Raw genomic sequence first — 15,819 nt, forward strand, 5'->3', positions numbered from 1 at the left:
AGATAAGTATGAAAACGCTTACGATCGCTTCTATTTTTTCTAATTTTGATTTCTATCAACACAATTATCTCAATATCTTAAATCAATCAGAATCTTATTACACACTTGTAGAAGGTGCATGGATTAATGCTTATCCTTTCAAAAAGCAGGATTTATATTTAGGCGATTTATTGCAGCTTTGGTTTAGCGCTAAATGGAATGTGCATAATTCACTTAAGATTTTAAAAAGCTCGAAACTACTAAACTCTTCTGAATCTTTATATATTTTTCAATTAGAAGGGGAGTTATTTTTGGGTAAAAATAAAGTTTTAGCTTGGTCTGTAGAGCATCAAGAAATTATAGAACTTCAACTTAAAAATATTTGGGCGCCGTATGTGATTGCACAAACTTGTGAACGTCCAGATAATTCAGATGACTTAATAAAAAAGGCAGCGGTTTAAGGCTGCCTTTAATAATTATGAACGAATAATCATGCAGGTTGCTGTTGCATAGGCATACAGTTTACCTTCCTCATCAATAATCTTTCCTTCAGAAATACCTAAATTTTTACTTAAATTAATAACTTTGCCTGTTGCAATTAAAGCCTGATTTTGGGGAATAGGGCGGCACATTTTTACGTTAAGGTCGATTGTGCCGTAACCTACACCCGCAGGTAACATCGTATGTACTGCACAGCCAGTCACTGAATCTAGAACTGTAGCAGCAAAACCGCCATGTACGCCACCGAGTGGATTTAAATGGTTATGATCTGCTTGAGCTTTAAAAGTAACAGATCCTTCTGAAATTTCAGTAGGTTGCATAGGTATTGTTTTACTAATGCTGGCAGGTGGAATATGGCCTTCTATCATTGCTTGTAAAAATTCAAGGCCAGTCATTTCCATCGGATTTTTCATTTTTGGGTCCTTTAATTCTTTAGGTTCTAAAATAGAACTTGATATTAGCCTATTATTAAGTCATCGATAAGTCAATTCTAGAGTTAAAGATTGAACTGATAAGTTGAATCTTAAAAACTTGTCCATTTAATATAAAATTCCTTTATTATAAAAATTGAATTAAATGAGTTGCATAATGAATTAGATAGATAAGAAAGACTTCTTTTACACTATAAGAAATAACAGGAGCATAAGGACAATGCTTTTTAAAATTGCACTCATAATGGCGGCTTTTGCAGCAAATTCTGTATTGTGTCGTTTGGCTTTGGTTGGCCGACATATTGACCCAATGACTTTTAGTCTAATACGAGTGGGAAGTGGTGCGGTTGTTTTATTTGGACTGTTTTTATATTCAAAATCGTCTCAAACCAAAGTCCAATGGAGTTTAAAAAACGCATTTTTTCTAGCGGTTTATATTTTGGCATTTTCATATGCTTATCTTCAGATCGACGCTGGTATTGGTGCTCTTTTATTGTTTGGGGTTGTACAGCTGACTATGGTGCTTTATGGCTATTGGCAGGGTGAACAGATTGGCATATACCGTGGTATAGGCTTATGTATTGCTTTGGCTGGAATCATTGTTTTGTTATTACCCGATACTCATGCGCCTGATTGGGGATATGCTCTAATTATGGTGATATCTGGGTTGGCATGGGCAGGATACAGCATTGCTGGTCGTAATATGACACAACCGATTGGTAGTACGTTGGCAAATTTTACGCTAGCTGTGCCAATGGTTTTGTTGGCGAATGTATTACTTGCCCAAGATCGCTACATTGACATGCAAGGATGGGTCTTAGCGATTTTGTCGGGCGGTGTCACTTCAAGCGGGGCTTATGTACTCTGGTATGCAATTTTGAAGCATATTGATCGAGTGACAGCGAGTACAGTACAGCTAAGTGTGCCATGTTTGGCGATTATAGGTGGAAGCCTATTTGTAAATGAGACTGTGACAGGGCGAGTGATTTTATCGAGTTTTATGGTTTTATTTGGAATTTTATTAGTCATTTATATAAGACCTCAAAAAGCCAAAAATGCATAAGTGAATTAAAAAAGGGTTCTCTCAAGAGAACCCTTTTTATGCAAAATGCAGATTATTTCGCAGCTTTTTCAGCTTCAATTGAAGCAATAGCAGCGTCTACACCTTCAATTGAGTCAGCAGCTTTTTTGATACGTGCTAACGCATCAACGAGTACTTCGTCAGCTGTTGCATATGAAATACGCATAAAACCGCCTAAACCAAATGCATCACCAGGAACAACTGCTACGCCAGTTTCTTCTAGTAACCATTCAGAGAACTCTGTGCAAGATTTTAAGCCTTTTGCACGAATAAGAGGACGAATGTTTGCATAGGCATAGAAAGCGCCATCAGCAGGTAAGCAAGAGATACCTTTAATATCATTTAAGCCATTTACAACTAAGTCATGACGGCGTTTAAACGCTTCAATCATAGGTTGTAAAACGTCTTGTGGACCATTCAATGCAGCTTCAGCAGCAACTTGCGAAATAGAAGTTGGGTTAGAAGTTGACTGTGATTGGATCTTTTTCATTGCACCAATGATTTTCGCTGGACCGGCTGCATAGCCAATACGCCAACCTGTCATTGCATATGCCTTAGAAACACCGTTTAAAACAATCGTGCGGTCATATAAATCAGGTGCAACAGTTGCGATGTTGTAGAACTCATCTTCCCAACGAATCGGTTCATACATATCGTCAGATGCAACAAATACTTGTGGATGACGACGTAAAACTTCAGCTAAAGCTTCTAATTCAGCTTTGCTATAAATCATGCCTGTTGGGTTAGATGGGCTGTTTAATACAACTAAACGAGTGTTAGGTGTAATAGCAGCTTCTAATTGTTCAGGAGTGATTTTGAAGCGTTGGTCTTCGCCACATTTCACAATGACTGGAGTACCTTCAGCAATAATGACCATATCTGGATAGCTTACCCAGAAAGGTGCTGGAATAATAACTTCATCGCCTTTGTTTAATAGAGCAAGTGCCAAGTTAAAGAAGCTTTGTTTACCACCACAAGAAACCAAGATCTGGTTCGCTTGATAATCAAGATTATTATCACGCTTGAACTTAGCAATAATTGCTTTTTTTAACCCAGGAGTACCATCTACAGCCGTATATTTGGTGAAACCATTATTAATCGCTTCAATTGCAGCATCTTTGATGTGTTGAGGGGTATCAAAATCTGGCTCGCCAGCACCTAAACCAATCACGTTCTTGCCAGCAGCTTTAAGTTCAGCAGCTTTGTTTGTTACAGCAAGTGTAGGGGACGGTTTGATAGCATTGACACGATCAGAAAGACGTACGTCCACGGCAATATTCCTCTTATGGGATTAAAAAATAAAAAGCATACTATCTTATCGCAAAAATTAAGCAATTTGCGGATACGGGTATTTTTAGATGTAAAAAAGTTTAATTTAAGAAGATTCTTGTTGCTGTTTTACTCAATTGAAGCTTTTTTGAAAAGAAATGATAAAAATCATTTATAATAGGTCGCAATCGAAATTTCGAGAATGAATCATGACTGAGCAACAGCCAAAACAGAAAAAGGCTTTGGTGAAATTGCCATTCCCAATGCCGAATGAAAGCAATCAAGCAGATGATGCGGTACACAACCAAGTGCGTCCAAAACCAGAGCAATATGCGGATAGAACATGGATGCCTCCACGTGGTACGCGTCGTTCTATGGGAAAACGCTAATTTTTGAAAAACAGGCAATATGCCTGTTTTTTATTGATTGAATAAAATTTCTTGATAATAACTTTTTTTCTTTTGATACATGTGATGGTCTGCTCGTTTTAACATGTCCTCAATCTGTTCATTTGTTTGAGTGGTTGCATGTCCAATTGCAATACTTACTGGATGGCTTGAATAATATTGATTGTCGATATTAAAAAGCTCCTGAATCGTTTGAAGCATAATTTGAACGTTCGCTTCATCTGCGCCTGGCATTAAGATCACGAATTCATCACCACCGATTCTGGATGCAGTATATGCTGTATTTGAAATAGCCTGACTTAAAATATTTCCAACACGGCGTAATAAACCATCTCCAATATCATGCCCAAACTGGTCATTTGTTTCTTTTAATCCGTTCATATCTAAAAAAATTGAAGAAACTGGTCGAATAATACTTCGGTTTAAGCGATTAAGTTCCTCTGTAAAAAAAGCACGGTTATATAGTTTAGTAAGAACATCGTGTTGCCCTAAATATTCAAGATAGTTTTCCGCTTTTTTCCGGGCAGTAATATCTGTCAGCGCAACTTGCACTAATCCCCAAGTCTCTTCATATCCCGGAAAAACGGTAAATTGAAGCAAGACATTTCTTATTTGGCCATCTAAAGCGTAGTTAACGGCTTCACGTTTATGATGGATATTACCTTGCCATAACTCGATGAGTTGTTCTCGAAAGGTTTCAACCATTTCTTCAGCAAAAATCTTATGTGTATTTCTTAAAAGTGTCGACTTATCAGGAGCTTTAAATAAATCTATCGTGGCCTGATTAACATCTAAAATTAAAATATCTTCTACACACTGGCGGACAAACTCAGGATGAACATCTAGAAAAGTTCTGAAGTCTTCAATTCCCAATAGCCTAAGTTGATCAATTCTATTTTTTATACGGCTGAAATCCTCGACCCACAGCGAAGTAGGCGAGTAGATAAACATAGATTCAGCCAAGCGACGATTTTTTTCTTCCTGTCGAAGTGCATTTTGATAGGGGGTAATATCTTCGGTAGTAATTAATACCCGCTCAAAATTAGATTCAGAACCAGGTAAAATAGACCCTCTTAACTGAACATCAATACGTTTGCCTGATAAGGTGTAATTCACGGTAGTGCTTGAAAAATGGGTTTTACCATTCCATAACGCTTCAAGCTCATAAATATGTGATTCGAACATTTCCTTTTTAAAAATAAGATTCAAATTTGAATATAGTTCCTCGCGCGTTGTTGCTTCAAAAAGTTCCAAGGTTTTTTGGTTAACACGAATAATTTTAATTTTATGAGCGCATTCAATAACTAAGTGTTTATTTTGATTTAAAAATTCATGGAGGTTTTCAATTCCTTGCTTTCTCCATAAATCAAATTGTTGTTTAACTTCACTGAAATCCTCAATCCACATTGGAATTGGGCTAAGGTCAAAAATCGAAGAATCTAAAGTTTCCATATGTTTCTTTAAGTATTCAGTTTGCCTTAAAGTATAATGAGAAAAATTAAGATTTGGGAGGATAAAGAGTTTAAATATATTAGAATAATTAAAAATAAAAGGATTAAATGTAATTAAAAATAAAATAATGAGAAAGCAGAGATTATCTGCTTAACTCATAAATTTATAAGAAAACTTAACGATTAATAGGGTGATCAATGTTTTTTTCACCACGCCATAACTTAATAAAATCTTGCTCATCAAAATCGTAAAGTTCCATCAGTGCAACAACAGCACTCACAAAAATCATGGCACCTTCAGAGTTTCCATGAAGATTGAAAATTTTACCGTTTAACTTCCCTAAAATATCACTAAGCTCATGATCACGGCCTCGTCCATAACGATCTCGTGGATACAACTCTTCATTTAAAACAATAAGAGCTATGGCTTTTTCAGCATCTGATAAATCAGTTTTATCTAAAGCTTCTTCAAATGATTCACTGCCATGATTAAAGTAAAAAATAACTTCATCATTAATGAAACTTTGTACCATCTTTTGAGTTAAAGTCGGAAATTGTGATACTGCATTATCTTCTACATAGGGTTTAAAAGATTCCGGAAAGATAACGTTATGATAAATCCCTTTAAAAAGAGGAGCGATTTCAGAAACTTTATAACCCGCAATGCCACAGCCTAATGCAGTAATGAAATATTTCATTTTAGGATGATTTTTTGTGTATACCTTAAAGTCTTCAACATAATGTTGAATTTGTGAAAGTGGCATTTGTTGAATGTGTTCATTTAAAGTTGGAATTGCAAAGCTTTGACCAGCCCAGCCACGACCTACACCTTCAACTGCTCCGAAGTGCTGACTTGCAACGCGCGCTGCACCACTACCGTGTTGTCCAGCAAGATTACTTCCAAATACAAAAACTGTATCTTCGGGAAGTTCGGTTACAATACTTTCATCATGATATTGATAGGTCATGGTTATACTTTTTGTTTAATGGATAGCTTCATGTTGCAACCGATTAGGGTATTGGTCAAGTGTTAAGATGCTTAATCTTTTACATTGAATTTCAAGCTCAATTTAGACTTTAAATTAAGATAAAAATCCCCATTAAAAGGGGAGACGTTAAATTCAATTTTTCATAAAGAGAGATAACTTTGAACGAAAATCAACCTTTTGATTTGGTCACTCATTATCAGCCAGCAGGTGATCAGCCACAGGCCATTGAAAAGCTGGTAAATGGTATCGAGCATGGTTTTCGTAATCAGTTATTGCTGGGTGTAACTGGCTCGGGTAAAACCTATACCATGGCGAATGTGATCGCTCAAACACAGCGACCTACAATTGTGATGGCTCATAACAAAACTTTGGCTGCCCAGCTTTATGGAGAGTTTAAAGCGTTCTTCCCTAATAATGCGGTTGAGTATTTCGTAAGTTACTATGATTACTATCAACCCGAGGCTTACGTTCCATCCTCAGATACTTTTATTGAAAAAGATGCTGCCATTAACGATCACATTGACCAGATGCGACTATCGGCAACACGCGCTTTATTAGAGCGTCGTGATGCAATTATTGTGGCATCGGTTTCTGCAATTTATGGTTTGGGTGACCCAAATGCTTATATGCAAATGTTACTGCATGTGGTTGAGGGCGACCGCGTAAGTCGTGATGAAATTATCCGACGTTTGGTTGAAATGCAATATACGCGTAATGAACTTGAGTTCTTACGTGGTACATATCGAATTCGCGGCGAAATTATTGATATTTTCCCTGCCGAATCTGATCAACATGCGATTCGTATTGAACTATTTGATGACGAGGTCGATTCGATCCGTTGGTTTGACCCGTTAACGGGTAAAATGGTCCGTAAAGTTCCACGTGTTACGATTTATCCAAAAAGCCACTATGTAACGCCGAAAGATCATCTAACTCGTGCTATTGATACAATTAAAGATGAGTTACAAGATCAACTTAAATTCTTCCGTGAACATGACAAATTGCTGGAAGCCCAGCGTATTGAGCAGCGTACCCGTTATGATTTAGAAATGATGCAACAGTTGGGCTATACCAATGGTATCGAAAACTATTCACGTCATTTATCGGGCCGTCCAGCTGGTGAAGCGCCTCCAACTTTATTTGATTATGTACCAGAAGATGCATTACTGATTATTGATGAGTCACACGTTACAGTTCCGCAAATTGGAGCGATGTATAAAGGTGACCGATCACGTAAAGAAAATTTAGTGAATTACGGGTTCCGTTTACCAAGCGCACTTGATAATCGACCAATGAAATTTGAAGAGTGGGAGCGCATTGTACCGACGACCATTTTTGTCAGTGCAACACCTGCTAAATATGAGCTAGAAAAGTCTGACCAAGTGGTTGAACAGGTGGTACGTCCAACAGGACTAATCGATCCTGAAATTGAAGTTCGTCCTGTATTAACTCAAGTTGATGATGTTCTTTCTGAGATCAATATTCGTAAGAACCTAAATGAACGTGTGTTAGTGACCACTTTAACAAAGCGTATGGCGGAAGATCTGACTTCTTATTTAAAAGAATATGGGGTTAAAGTCGCTTATTTACACTCGGATATTGATACGGTTGAACGTGTCAAAATTATTCATGAGTTACGTACAGGTGTATTCGACGTTCTAGTCGGTATTAACTTGTTGCGTGAAGGTCTCGACATGCCAGAAGTTTCTTTAGTTGCTATTTTAGATGCAGATAAAGAAGGTTTTTTACGTTCAGAACGCTCACTCATTCAGACAATTGGTCGTGCCGCGCGTAACGTGAAAGGTAAAGCAATTTTATATGCTGACCGAATTACTGATTCTATGCAAAAAGCAATAGATGAGACTGAACGCCGTAGAGCTAAACAAATCGAGTTCAACGAGTTGCATGGTATTACGCCACGTAGTGCTGTTCGTCAGGTCATCAAAGAAATTGATTCAGGCGAAGTGCTTTCAGACGACGAAATTGATGAGAAGGTGCTTGAACAAGCACAAGCTTTAAGTGCTGACGAAAGACATATTCTCTCTGACCCAAAATTGTTTAGTAAGCATATTACTAAGCTTGAAAAAGAGATGTTAAAAGCTTCGAAAGATTTACAGTTTGAGCAAGCAGCACGGATACGTGATGAAATCATTCGACTGAAAGCGCAAATGTTGCAATAAACGAATACATAACGCTACATAATGTGTTTAAAAAACAAGCTACTGTAGATATTTGAGTTCTTTTGTATTCACAACTAATCGTTGAGGGCAACAATGGCATTTCGAAATAATGTTCCGCAAGCCAGCTGGCGTTTGGCTAAAATTGCGTTGGGCGGTGTCGTTTTGGCTGGTTTGGCTGTTGGAACCTATGTCTATGCCCAGCCGAAACCTTTGCAAACTGTCTATAAAGTTGAACTGGACCGATATTTAGGTGTTTGGTATGAAGTCGCGCGTAAACCTGCATTTTTCCAAAAAAAGTGTGCTTATAATGTATCTGCAACCTACACCTTAAACGAAAATGGAAATGTAGTAGTAGATAATCGCTGCTACGATAATAGAAAACAATTACAGCAATCTATCGGGGAGGCCTTTGTGGTTAACCCGCCATATAACACCAAATTGAAGGTAAGTTTTTTACCGGAAGCTGTAAGATGGATTCCGGTAATCCGTGGGGATTACTGGATTTTAAAGCTAGATGAAGACTATCAGACTGTTTTAGTCGGGGAGCCTTCACGTAAATACCTTTGGGTGCTATCAAGAAACCCTCATCCAGAGCAAGAAGTGGTGGATGAATATTTAAATTATGCAAAAACATTGGGTTTTGATATTCGAGATGTTATTCGTACAGAACATAAAGAATAGTGGTATATGTCTGATTAAGAAAAAACCATGTTTTTACATGGTTTTTTCTTTTTTATAGTGGATAAATCAAGTATTGTAGTGAGTTGTTTTTATTAAAGTCTAAGAGGTTAATGATGTTTAAGGGCGTGATCTTGTCTGTCATGGCATCATTCACTTTTGGTGTACTTTATTTTTATACTCAATTATTAAGCCAGCTCGATAGTGAGCAAACTTTTGGATGGCGCATTATTGCAACACTACCGTTCCTTACTTTATTTATGTGGTGGAGTGGTGATTTAGCTTATATCAAAAATATCTATCAACGTATTTTGGCTAAGCCTTCTTTACTATTATTATTAATCACAACCTCTATTTTAACCTCAGTACAACTTTGGCTTTTTTTGTGGGGGCCGATGCATGGGCGTGGGTTACAAGTCTCTTTGGGATATTTCTTATTACCGCTGGTTCTTGTCTTAGCTGGAAGTGTGTTGTATGGCGAAAAAATATCAAAATTTCAATGGGTAGCAATTATTCTTGCAGTCATTGGTGTTAGCCATGAGATATGGCGTTTAGGAAGTATTGCGTGGGAAACTGCATTGGTAGCAGTTGGATATTCTGCCTACTTTTTATTACGTAAAAAAATTAAAACAGATAATTTAGGGGGCTTTTGGTGGGATTTGGTCATTATTATGCCCGTTGCGATTTATTTAACTCATACAGGTTTGCTACCATACAGTAAATTTATAGACCAACCAAGTCTTTCTTTGATCATTATTGGGCTTGGAATTTTAAGTGCTATTGGTCTGGGAAGTTATATTCTGGCAAGTCGCTTTCTACCTTTAGTTGTGTTTGGACTCTTGGGGTATTTGGAACCTGTATTACTTGCTTTAGCTTCTTTAGTTTTAGGGGAGAGCATTGGCCAGGAAGAATGGTTCACTTATATTCCGATTTGGTGTGCTGTTTTTGTACTCGTTTTAGAAGGGGCAATTCATCTTTATCAACAACGGCAAAAAGCCCAAAATCTGCAACTTAATATCACGAAATATCAAAAAAGATTAAAAAATGATGAGTTCAATTAGGTTGTCAGAACCTAAAAAGTAAGAAAAAGCAAAAATTTAGCTGCTTTAAACAATAAGATAATAAAAAATAATTATAGGTATTTTATGAATTTATGATGAATTTTAGGAAAATCTAGTCACTAACGTCAGCTTTTGATTCATTCTTGCCAATAATTCCATTACAATTACGGGGTTTTAAAAATCACGCCTAGATATAATTAATTAGAGGACGTATCTGTGAGCAAAGACACTATCATCGCCCTGCACGCTGAACACCAAGGCCGTTGGAAAAACCGTGAAGAAATCGCGGAACGTATGATTGCATTAATCGGTCAATTATACCGTGAAAAAAATATTGTCGTATCTGTTTACGGTCGCTCTTTAATTAACCGTTCTGTTATCCAAATTTTGAAAACTCACCGTCGTACACGTGTTGTAGACGTTGAGCTTTCTGTTGTAAATACTTTCCCAATTTTAGAAGCTTTAGCAAAAGTTGAAAATATTGGTTCTGCAGAAGTTGATATCGGTAAACTTGCTGTTGAATATAAAGAAAAAGGCGGTGATGTTGATGCTTTTGTTGCTCAATCAGTTGAGTCAATCAAAGGTAGCGCAACTTCTGAACAACCTAAAGATGTAGTTCTTTACGGTTTTGGTCGTATTGGTCGTATCTTGGCTCGTTTAATCATTAGCCAATCAGGTTTAGGTCGTGGTTTAAGCCTTAAAGCAATTGTTGTACGTAAGTCTTCTGACGGTGACTTGGCAAAACGTGCTTCTTTACTTCGCCGTGACTCTATTCACGGTACTTTCGCTGGTACAATTTCTGTTGATGAAGAAAACGAAGCAATCATTGCTAACGGTAACTTCATTAAAGTGATTTATGCGTCTAGCCCAAGTGAAGTTGACTATACTGAATACGGTATTGAAAACGCACTTTTAATCGACAACACTGGTAAATGGCGTGATGCTGAAGGTCTAAGCCAACACTTGAAATGCCCAGGCGTTGCACGTGTTGTATTGACTGCACCAAGTAAAGGCGAAATGAAAAACGTTGTATTTGGCGTAAACAACACAGATATCTTAGATGAAGACAAAATCATCTCTGCTGCAAGTTGTACAACAAATGCAATTACTCCAATTCTTAAAGTATTGGATGACAAATATAAAGTTCTTAACGGTCATGTTGAAACTGTTCACTCATTTACAAATGACCAGAACTTAATCGATAACTACCATAAAGCAGATCGTCGTGGCCGTGCTGCTACTTTGAACATGGTAATTACAGAGACTGGTGCAGCTAAAGCAGTTGCTAAAGCATTACCTGCATTGAAAGGTAAATTAACTGGTAACTCTGTACGTGTTCCTACACCAAACGTATCTCTTGCAATCTTGAATTTAACACTTGATAAAGAAGTTGATCGCGAAGAAGTGAATGAATACATTCGTCAAATCTCGATTAACTCTAGCCTTCAAGGTCAAATTGGTTATACCAACTCGACTGAAGTCGTATCAAGTGACTTTATTGGTTCTCGTACAGCAGGTGTATACGATGCTCAAGCAACGATTACTTCTGGTAACCGTTTAACTGCTTACGTTTGGTACGATAACGAAGTTGGTTATAGCTGTCAGGTATTACGTATCGCTGAACAAATGTGCGGCGTAAGCTACAAAAAAATTCCAGCAGAATTGAATGCTTAAGATCATTTAACGATCTATAAAATATTTTCACAAAAAGACCCAGTTTAGACTGGGTTTTTTTACAACCGTACAAAATATATGCTGACTATTTTTTGTAAATAAATGAGAATACAAATTAAGGAAAAAAAGAAAATAGTAAGGGATTGGAATTGTCGCAGTTTAAACGTTTGTTGGTCGTTTTTATATTCATCATTATTGCCAATTTATGTGGTGTACTCATTGCAATATGGGTATTTAAGCACTTTAATATTTATATTCCACTGAAAAATCAGGCAGTTGCTATTGATTTGCAAGAGCCTCTACAGGTTAAGGTTAAAGTACAAGATGCTTTAAATGTGGATGTAAAGGGGCGCGTAAATGCCAGTATTCCAATTGATGAGAAACTGAATATTCCTTTAACACAAACATTAACTCCGCGTGTTTACTTCGATAATATGGTGCCGATTAGCACAACCATTCCGGTCAAAGAAACATTAAAAGTTGAGCAAAATCTACCAATTGATACCAAGGTTCAGGTGCGAGTTTTAGGACGTGATATTACCTTGCCATTGAAAGGGACAATTCCACTAAAACTTGATGTGCCAATTGATATTAATGTCCCACTTGAGCAAAAGGTTCATTTAAAATTTGATGCCCCAGTACGCACGGTATTAAAAGAAAATCTACATATTCCTTTAAAAGCAAGATTAGACACGAATATCCCAATCGAAGGGAATTTAAATGTACCTGTTAAAACTGCATTAAATGCTTCAGTTGATGTGAAAAATACTTTGCCTGTTAAGATTGCAAATGGTGAGTTAAAGATTCCTCTGTCCACTATGCGATTAAATCGAGTATTAGGTTCAGAAACATCACAAAAGACAACTGATCAATAGGGTGGATGCTAATGTTCCGTTCACTCAAGAGTATGTTAATCAGTTTCTTTTTAATGATGATACTTGCCGCTATTATGTTTTGGGTATATCTCAATATTCAAGCAAATTTAGTCGTTTCGGCTCATAATGCCGATATTAGTTTACCTGACTCTTTAGAAACAAAAATTCAAGTTGGTAATACTTTGCAGGTTCAGTCTATTGGTAAACTTGATACAACTTTAGATATAGATCGCCAATTAACTTTACCCTTAAAAGGGAAATATTTGGCAGATTTAAATTTTGCTGTAGAAACACCTATTACGGTAAGTGTCGATTATTCAACGACTCTAAAAATTGATCAGGTTATGCCTTTAGAAACCACCACAGACTTGGTTTATCAAAGTAAGTTTTTACCAAAATTTCCCCTTAAATTAGATATCCCTATTAAATTAGATGTGCCTTTTAATTTAAAACGTAGTTATACCGTTCCCGTTAAAATTGTTTTTGATGGTCCGGTTTATTTTGAATTCGATGAACCTGTAAATTTATCGGTGAAACATCAGTTTAAACCAAGCCTAAACATAAATGATCCTATGGAAATGGGGAATGTCTCTTCATTTAATGCCATCATGTATAATTCTGTGCCAAAAACAAAAGCAAATCTTGATATGCAAATGACCTTACCTCTGCGCAATGTTCATCCTTGATAATTAAATAAATTGGCTAAATTTTATTTTTTATAAGGATCTTATTTGCAAAACTAAAAGCATCTGCTGGATTAAAGATAAAACAGATCGTTATAAATGGAATTGTTCCATTTTCTATTCGAGAATTTTATGAAAATATGGCAGAATAGGCGGTTTTAGAGTTTTTAGAGGATTGGCAGATGCGCTTTGTTGATGAAGCAGTCATTACCGTAGAGGCTGGCGACGGTGGCAATGGCGTAGCCAGTTTTCGCCGTGAAAAATTTGTACCATTTGGTGGCCCAGATGGTGGTGATGGCGGACGTGGTGGAAGTATCTATATTCAAGCTGATGATGATACAAGTACGCTAGTCGATTACCGTTACACACGTAAATTCCGTGCTGAGCGTGGAAAAAACGGTGCAGGTGCTAACTGTACTGGACGTGGTGGTGAAGATGTGGTTTTAAAAGTACCCGTTGGTACAACAATTGTTGATACAGATTCAGGCGATATTATTGGCGATTTGGTTGAAGACGGCCAAAGAATTCTGGTTGCTGGTGGTGGTGAAGGTGGTTTAGGTAACACTCACTTTAAATCATCAACTAACCGAGCACCGCGTAAATGTACGACTGGTACAAAAGGTGAGTTCCGCGAAATTCGTCTTGAATTAAAAGTATTGGCAGATGTTGGTTTGCTTGGTATGCCAAATGCCGGTAAATCTACTTTTATTCGTGCTGTAAGTGCTGCAAAACCAAAAGTGGCAGATTATCCATTTACAACCATGGTTCCAAACTTGGGTGTAGTCGATGCTGACCGCCATCGTTCATTTGTAATGGCCGATATTCCTGGGTTAATCGAGGGTGCAGCAGAAGGTGCAGGTTTAGGAATTCGTTTCCTTAAACATTTGGCACGTACGCGTATTCTTTTACACATTATTGATGTACAACCAATTGATGGTTCAGATCCAGCACATAATGCAAAAGCGATTATGAATGAGTTGGCTAAGTTCTCACCAACTTTGGCTAAATTACCAGTTGTTTTAGTACTCAACAAACTTGATCAGATTGCTGAAGAAAGCCGTGAAGAGTGGTGTCAGCACATTCTAGATGAACTAGAGTGGACTGGACCTGTCTTTAAGACATCGGGCTTATTAAGCGAAGGTACAAAAGAAGTTGTGTATTACTTGATGGATCAGATTGAACAGCAACGTGAACGCGAAGTTGAAGATCCTGAATACGCAGCAGAAGTAAGAGCTTTCCGTGAACAACTAGAAGTTGAAACACGTGAACAAACCATTGCGGCAAAAGAAGCATATCGTGCAATGCGTCGAGCACAACGTCTCGAAAGCATGATGGACGATGATGACGATTTTGACGATGATGAAGACGACAATGATGTAGAAGTCATCTACGTTCGTGACTAGAAAACCGAGGGAAACATGATAGAAGTGGTCGATGGGCAACGTCAGCTCAGTGAGTGTAAACGAATCGTTGTTAAAATCGGATCATCTTTACTTACAGCTAATGGGCAAGGTTTAGATCTAGATGCTATTTCGCATTGGGCGAAACAGATTGCAGATCTACACAATGCCGGACACGAGATTATTTTAGTGTCATCAGGAGCTGTAGCAGAAGGTATGGTTCGTATGAAGCTTGCGAGTCGACCCACCGATCTACCCAGTCTACAAGCCTGTGCTGCAATTGGGCAGATGGGCTTAATTCATACTTGGTCTAGTGTGCTTGAAAACCACGGTATTCGTACTGCTCAGGTTTTATTGACTCATGATGATTTGGCAGATCGCCGTCGTTATCTGAACTCGTGTGATGCTTTGCAAAACTTGATTGATTGGCGTGTGATTCCTGTCATTAATGAAAATGACACGGTGTCTACCGATGAGATCCGTTTTGGTGATAACGATACTTTAGCTGCTATGGTGGCAGGTCAGGTTCATGCAGAATTGCTGATCATTTTAACCGATCAGCAAGGTATGTTTGACTCAGATCCGCGTCATAACCCTGATGCTAAATTACTCTCTACTGTTCGTGCCATGGATGATGATTTATTCGATATGGCCGGCGGTGGTGGTGTGCTCGGGCGAGGTGGCATGGTCACTAAAGTTCGTGCTGCACGTTTAGCTGCTAAATCGGGCTGCCCAACCCTCATCGCGAGTGGTGAAAGTGATAATGTCCTGTCACGTGCGATGGCTGGTGAGATGCTAGGTACTTTATTTACTACAGATAAAGACCGCATGACTGCTCATCAACAGTGGCTTGCTGCTCATTTACAAACAGCAGGTCGTCTTGTGATTGATGATGGTGCTGTTGAAGCGATTAAATTGAAACATCGCAGTTTGCTCCCTGTTGGAGTTAAAAATGTTGAAGGACATTTTGATCGTGGTGATGTGGTTGAATGTGTCGATAAACAAGGTAAACGTATTGCGGTAGGTCGAGTGAACTTTAGCTCACGATCAGCCGAAATTATTAAAGGCTTAGCCTCAGATAAGGTTTATCAAGTACTTGGTGAAGCTCGTTCACTTGAAATGATTCATCGTGATCATATGGCAATTTATTAAGTTTTGCT

Annotated in this window: 15 protein-coding genes; 11 read left to right on the forward strand and 4 right to left on the reverse strand. The window is 37.9% G+C overall.

Annotated features, from left to right (window positions below; translation table 11 throughout):
* Positions 1-8: 8 nt before the first annotated feature.
* Positions 9-440, forward strand: a complete 432-nt coding sequence (locus ACTJJG_RS06495; RefSeq protein ID WP_032063320.1) for a hypothetical protein — start codon at positions 9-11, stop codon at positions 438-440.
* 15 nt (positions 441-455) lie between these two features.
* Here the strand turns inward: ACTJJG_RS06495 and ACTJJG_RS06500 are convergent, their stop codons facing one another.
* Complete coding sequence (locus ACTJJG_RS06500) at positions 456-893, reverse strand: PaaI family thioesterase (RefSeq protein ID WP_032063319.1); 438 nt, start codon at positions 891-893, stop codon at positions 456-458.
* 238 nt (positions 894-1,131) lie between these two features.
* Between ACTJJG_RS06500 and ACTJJG_RS06505 the strand changes: the two genes are divergently transcribed.
* A complete protein-coding gene (locus ACTJJG_RS06505) occupies positions 1,132-1,974 on the forward strand; it encodes a DMT family transporter (RefSeq protein WP_002118781.1) in 843 nt (280 codons plus the stop codon).
* Between the two features lie 52 nt (positions 1,975-2,026).
* On the opposite strand, the gene ACTJJG_RS06510 is transcribed toward ACTJJG_RS06505, so the two are convergent.
* A complete protein-coding gene (locus ACTJJG_RS06510; protein ID WP_002118408.1) occupies positions 2,027-3,262 on the reverse strand; it encodes a pyridoxal phosphate-dependent aminotransferase in 1,236 nt (411 codons plus the stop codon).
* A gap of 208 nt (positions 3,263-3,470) precedes the next feature.
* On the opposite strand from ACTJJG_RS06510, the gene ACTJJG_RS06515 reads away from it, so the two are divergent.
* Positions 3,471-3,650, forward strand: a complete 180-nt coding sequence (locus ACTJJG_RS06515; RefSeq protein ID WP_002118942.1) for a hypothetical protein — start codon at positions 3,471-3,473, stop codon at positions 3,648-3,650.
* A gap of 30 nt (positions 3,651-3,680) precedes the next feature.
* On the opposite strand, the gene ACTJJG_RS06520 is transcribed toward ACTJJG_RS06515, so the two are convergent.
* Together ACTJJG_RS06520 and ACTJJG_RS06525 are read right to left on the reverse strand one after the other, a co-directional pair.
* Positions 3,681-5,120: a sensor domain-containing diguanylate cyclase gene (locus ACTJJG_RS06520; protein ID WP_032063316.1), complete on the reverse strand. Its 1,440-nt coding sequence runs from the start codon at positions 5,118-5,120 to the stop codon at positions 3,681-3,683.
* 175 nt (positions 5,121-5,295) lie between these two features.
* Positions 5,296-6,087, reverse strand: a complete 792-nt coding sequence (locus ACTJJG_RS06525; RefSeq protein ID WP_017386250.1) for an A1S_2505 family phage non-structural protein — start codon at positions 6,085-6,087, stop codon at positions 5,296-5,298.
* Between the two features lie 179 nt (positions 6,088-6,266).
* Here ACTJJG_RS06525 and uvrB point away from each other — a divergent pair, with 179 nt between their 5' ends.
* The 8 genes from uvrB to proB all read left to right on the forward strand — a co-directional run bounded on the left by uvrB (position 6,267) and on the right by proB (position 15,811).
* Positions 6,267-8,288, forward strand: a complete 2,022-nt coding sequence (uvrB, locus tag ACTJJG_RS06530; RefSeq protein ID WP_002118463.1) for an excinuclease ABC subunit UvrB — start codon at positions 6,267-6,269, stop codon at positions 8,286-8,288.
* 93 nt (positions 8,289-8,381) lie between these two features.
* Positions 8,382-8,969, forward strand: a complete 588-nt coding sequence (locus ACTJJG_RS06535) for a lipocalin family protein (protein ID WP_032055225.1) — start codon at positions 8,382-8,384, stop codon at positions 8,967-8,969.
* A 110-nt stretch (positions 8,970-9,079) separates the two neighbouring features.
* A complete protein-coding gene (gene rarD, locus ACTJJG_RS06540) occupies positions 9,080-10,027 on the forward strand; it encodes an EamA family transporter RarD (RefSeq protein WP_014207355.1) in 948 nt (315 codons plus the stop codon).
* A 216-nt stretch (positions 10,028-10,243) separates the two neighbouring features.
* Positions 10,244-11,701, forward strand: coding sequence for a glyceraldehyde-3-phosphate dehydrogenase (locus ACTJJG_RS06545; RefSeq protein ID WP_005067858.1), 1,458 nt, complete (start codon positions 10,244-10,246; stop codon positions 11,699-11,701).
* Positions 11,702-11,850: 149 nt separating this feature from the next.
* Complete coding sequence (locus ACTJJG_RS06550) at positions 11,851-12,576, forward strand: hypothetical protein (protein WP_005067859.1); 726 nt, start codon at positions 11,851-11,853, stop codon at positions 12,574-12,576.
* Positions 12,577-12,587: 11 nt separating this feature from the next.
* The gene (locus tag ACTJJG_RS06555; RefSeq protein ID WP_005067862.1) at positions 12,588-13,262 is read left to right on the forward strand and encodes a hypothetical protein; all 675 of its coding nucleotides are present in this window, start codon (positions 12,588-12,590) and stop codon (positions 13,260-13,262) included.
* 179 nt (positions 13,263-13,441) lie between these two features.
* On the forward strand, positions 13,442-14,662 hold the full coding sequence (cgtA, locus tag ACTJJG_RS06560; protein WP_002118576.1) for an Obg family GTPase CgtA: 1,221 nt from the start codon (positions 13,442-13,444) through the stop codon (positions 14,660-14,662).
* Between the two features lie 15 nt (positions 14,663-14,677).
* Positions 14,678-15,811: a glutamate 5-kinase gene (proB, locus tag ACTJJG_RS06565; RefSeq protein ID WP_002118789.1), complete on the forward strand. Its 1,134-nt coding sequence runs from the start codon at positions 14,678-14,680 to the stop codon at positions 15,809-15,811.
* Positions 15,812-15,819 lie beyond the last annotated feature (8 nt).

The sequence above is a fragment of the Acinetobacter sp. 22512 genome, assembly GCF_052044755.1.
Classification (GTDB): domain Bacteria; phylum Pseudomonadota; class Gammaproteobacteria; order Pseudomonadales; family Moraxellaceae; genus Acinetobacter; species Acinetobacter pittii.

What these genes read in the sequence shown, in the direction of transcription:
- ACTJJG_RS06495 (WP_032063320.1), top strand. Translation starts at nt 9, where the DNA reads ATGAAAACGCTTACGATCGCTTCTATTTTTTCTAATTTTGATTTCTAT.
- proB (WP_002118789.1), top strand. Translation starts at nt 14,678, where the DNA reads ATGATAGAAGTGGTCGATGGGCAACGTCAGCTCAGTGAGTGTAAACGA.
- ACTJJG_RS06515 (WP_002118942.1), top strand. Translation starts at nt 3,471, where the DNA reads ATGACTGAGCAACAGCCAAAACAGAAAAAGGCTTTGGTGAAATTGCCA.
- rarD (WP_014207355.1), top strand. Translation starts at nt 9,080, where the DNA reads ATGATGTTTAAGGGCGTGATCTTGTCTGTCATGGCATCATTCACTTTT.
- ACTJJG_RS06505 (WP_002118781.1), top strand. Translation starts at nt 1,132, where the DNA reads ATGCTTTTTAAAATTGCACTCATAATGGCGGCTTTTGCAGCAAATTCT.
- ACTJJG_RS06555 (WP_005067862.1), top strand. Translation starts at nt 12,588, where the DNA reads ATGTTCCGTTCACTCAAGAGTATGTTAATCAGTTTCTTTTTAATGATG.
- ACTJJG_RS06535 (WP_032055225.1), top strand. Translation starts at nt 8,382, where the DNA reads ATGGCATTTCGAAATAATGTTCCGCAAGCCAGCTGGCGTTTGGCTAAA.
- ACTJJG_RS06500 (WP_032063319.1), bottom strand. Translation starts at nt 893, where the DNA reads ATGAAAAATCCGATGGAAATGACTGGCCTTGAATTTTTACAAGCAATG.
- ACTJJG_RS06525 (WP_017386250.1), bottom strand. Translation starts at nt 6,087, where the DNA reads ATGACCTATCAATATCATGATGAAAGTATTGTAACCGAACTTCCCGAA.
- cgtA (WP_002118576.1), top strand. Translation starts at nt 13,442, where the DNA reads ATGCGCTTTGTTGATGAAGCAGTCATTACCGTAGAGGCTGGCGACGGT.
- ACTJJG_RS06520 (WP_032063316.1), bottom strand. Translation starts at nt 5,120, where the DNA reads ATGGAAACTTTAGATTCTTCGATTTTTGACCTTAGCCCAATTCCAATG.